Annotated in this window: 3 protein-coding genes; all 3 read right to left on the minus strand. The window is 68.3% G+C overall.

The window, feature by feature from the left end:
• The coding region (locus VFU06_09915; protein ID HEU5209718.1) for a nucleotidyltransferase family protein at positions 1–1,195 on the minus strand (1,195 nt) is incomplete at its 3' end.
• Positions 1,158–2,189, minus strand: coding sequence for a hypothetical protein (locus VFU06_09920; protein HEU5209719.1), 1,032 nt, complete (start codon positions 2,187–2,189; stop codon positions 1,158–1,160). The genes VFU06_09920 and VFU06_09915, both read right to left, overlap by 38 nt.
• Positions 2,186–2,531 (minus strand): lasso peptide biosynthesis B2 protein (locus tag VFU06_09925; protein ID HEU5209720.1); only part of this gene is annotated, 346 nt, incomplete at its 5' end. The genes VFU06_09920 and VFU06_09925, both read right to left, overlap by 4 nt.

Consider the following 2,531-nt stretch of genomic DNA (forward strand, 5'->3'; position numbering starts at 1 on the left):
CTCTGATCCAGGCCGCGACTGCCTCGCGTGCGTTCATACGTACTCCCGCCGCACGCGCGCGCCGTGTCCCCAGCATGAGACCGGCCGCTGCGCGCGCGTACGCCGGTAGCCGGCGCATCAGCCGGCCTGACAGTCCGAGGACTGCACGTAACGTGGACATTCGCTGCTGCCCGTCGTGCGCTGCCTCGTACTCCGCCCTGTAAACACTCCGCAGGTACGCGATCCCTTCCCGTGCACTGCCGTGGTTGCGCAGCTTGCGGTACTGCCGCGCGGCGGTGTCCGGCCGGTGCAGCACGCTGGCGCTCACGTGATTCGCAACACGAACGTCTGCTGGCGAGTGTCCGAACAGCGCCATCACGTCAGCCGACACCCGGGTTCCGAACAGGCGTTGCACTACCCGCAGCACCACGTACACGTATCGATCCGCCCGCCACTCCCGCGCCCGCGCGGCGGCGATGCCCCAGTTGATGCTGCCCCGTTCCAGGAGCACGACGATGTCGTAGAGATGCTTCAAATCCATGCCCTCAGCGCGGCCCAGGCCGAAGCGGTGATGGTAGGACAGGTGCAGGCACAGGTGCAGCAGCAGGTCCTCGGCGCACAGTGTGCGCGCCTCGCAATCGGCGGTGCGTATGGTCTGCGCACGCTCCCACAATCCTTCCGTGTCGATCCGGAACGGCGCGGAGGGCGACTCGATGTGTGAGTGGAGTTCCACCATCGTAGCCCCTGGACGTCGCAACGGCGGCAGGTGGTGTTCCGCTGCCTCACCTTCCGGCCGATACCCCAGCCGGATCGCAGCGTCCCGCGCGCGCGGTAGATCCCGCTCCCTCACGAGCAGATCGATGTCTCCCATGGAGCGGAGCGCAGGATCGGGGTAGACACCCGCGGCGAGGGCAGCGCCCTTCAGCAGGATGACAGGAACACCGGCTCCAGCCAGGGCCCTCAGCAGGTCGCCCAGCTCGACAAGCAGCAGCCGGCTGCGCAGCGCGTGCACGCCGGTGCGTTCTTCCAGCAGCCGCCGCACGGCGTCCGGCAGCACGACGCCGATCTGCTCGAAGCGCCAATGCAGGATCGGCTCGAGCTCATGGTACACGGCCTCGTCGAACAGCGACTGCCACTCGTCGGCAGTCATCCGCCCGGCGATCCGCCGCGCCTGCGTCTCAGTGCCGAGCAGGGACAGCAGCAGGTGTGTGGCCATGAGAACGTGCTACTGGCATGGACTGCTGCAGCAGCTCGGCAACGACGCGTGGAATGCGATCGAAGTCGCGACCGGTGCGCAGCCGCCAGCACCGGCCCTGCGTTGTCAGCATCGCGAGTACATCCAGGTGCGCCTGCGAAGCACGGGCGTCCGTCAGCAGCACGTTGGGCACGATGTCGAGCAGTGCGTCCGCGGGCAACACCGGTTCCGCCACCGTGATCGCGTGCTCACCGATCTGCGGCAGAAGCAGCAGGCGGGGCGTGCATCGTTGGACGAAGTCGACCGGGTAGACGTCCTCCGGCGTCAGCAGCCACTTCCGCGCTCCCGGCGGCCGGGTGTGCCCGGACCCGTTGGCCAGCTCCGGAAAGAACTTCATCGTCGATTCGGCCACATCGATCTCGTCGGGCAGCGCACGCGCGCACACGGCGTTGACGGCAGGATCGAGAAAACACATGTCGTCGCCGCCGAACCGGTAGCCCGCGCGCAGCAGGCACAGCGCCAGCGTCGACTTCCCCGCGCCACTGCTGCCGGCGACCAGAATGCCGTCCGACCCGCGGGCGAGCAGCGCGGCGTGCAGGCCGAACAGGCCACGCCGTTTGAGCAGCTCCAGCAGCGCGATCGTGAAGAGTGGACGCGATGCGATCCAGGCGGCCTCGGGATGCTGTATCAGCCAGCCATGCGCGGTTCCGGAAGCCGGATCGACGCTCATGTCCACGGACCGGCCGTGGCGCAGGTAGATCCGGCCGGACGCGTCGTCGTAGAGGACGGTGCCGTCAGTCAGATCGTACACGGGACGCGCGGCTGCAGGGATCTCCATGCGTTTCATTCCGGCCTTCGCCCGCTGCAACACGAATCGGAGCATCGGGGCGGACGCGCCGGGCGGCGGGAAACGGCGGAATCGTCCACGCAGCAGGCCGATCAGCGCAGCATCATCGCTCTCGACGTGGATCGAAACGCCGTGGAAGTCGAAGCGGAACGTGGTCGCCGCGCTCATGCCGAGCGTGTGGCCTCGTGATGCGTCGAGGATGACGCATCCCCGGGTGCGGGGAACGGCATCCGGAACACCTCGCCGAATTGCACGGTCGGGTCGCGCCGCTCCAGGAAGGGTACACCGTCGAGCTCGAGCCAGCAGTGCCCCGCAAACCGGTCGGCCGGTCGCCCGACTCCGAAACACAGGGAAACGTCATAACCGGCACGGCGCAGAAGCACGAACAGCACCGCGCCGCGCCCGAGGCAGTCGCGGCGAAGGCCACGGATGCGCGAGCGCTGCACGCGCCGCACGCAGCGGATGATCAGCTTCGCCGCAACGGGATCACGCGCCGGCGCCACGCGACCT

It is taken from the genome of Longimicrobiales bacterium (assembly GCA_035764935.1).
Lineage (GTDB): Bacteria > Gemmatimonadota > Gemmatimonadetes > Longimicrobiales > RSA9 > DASTYK01.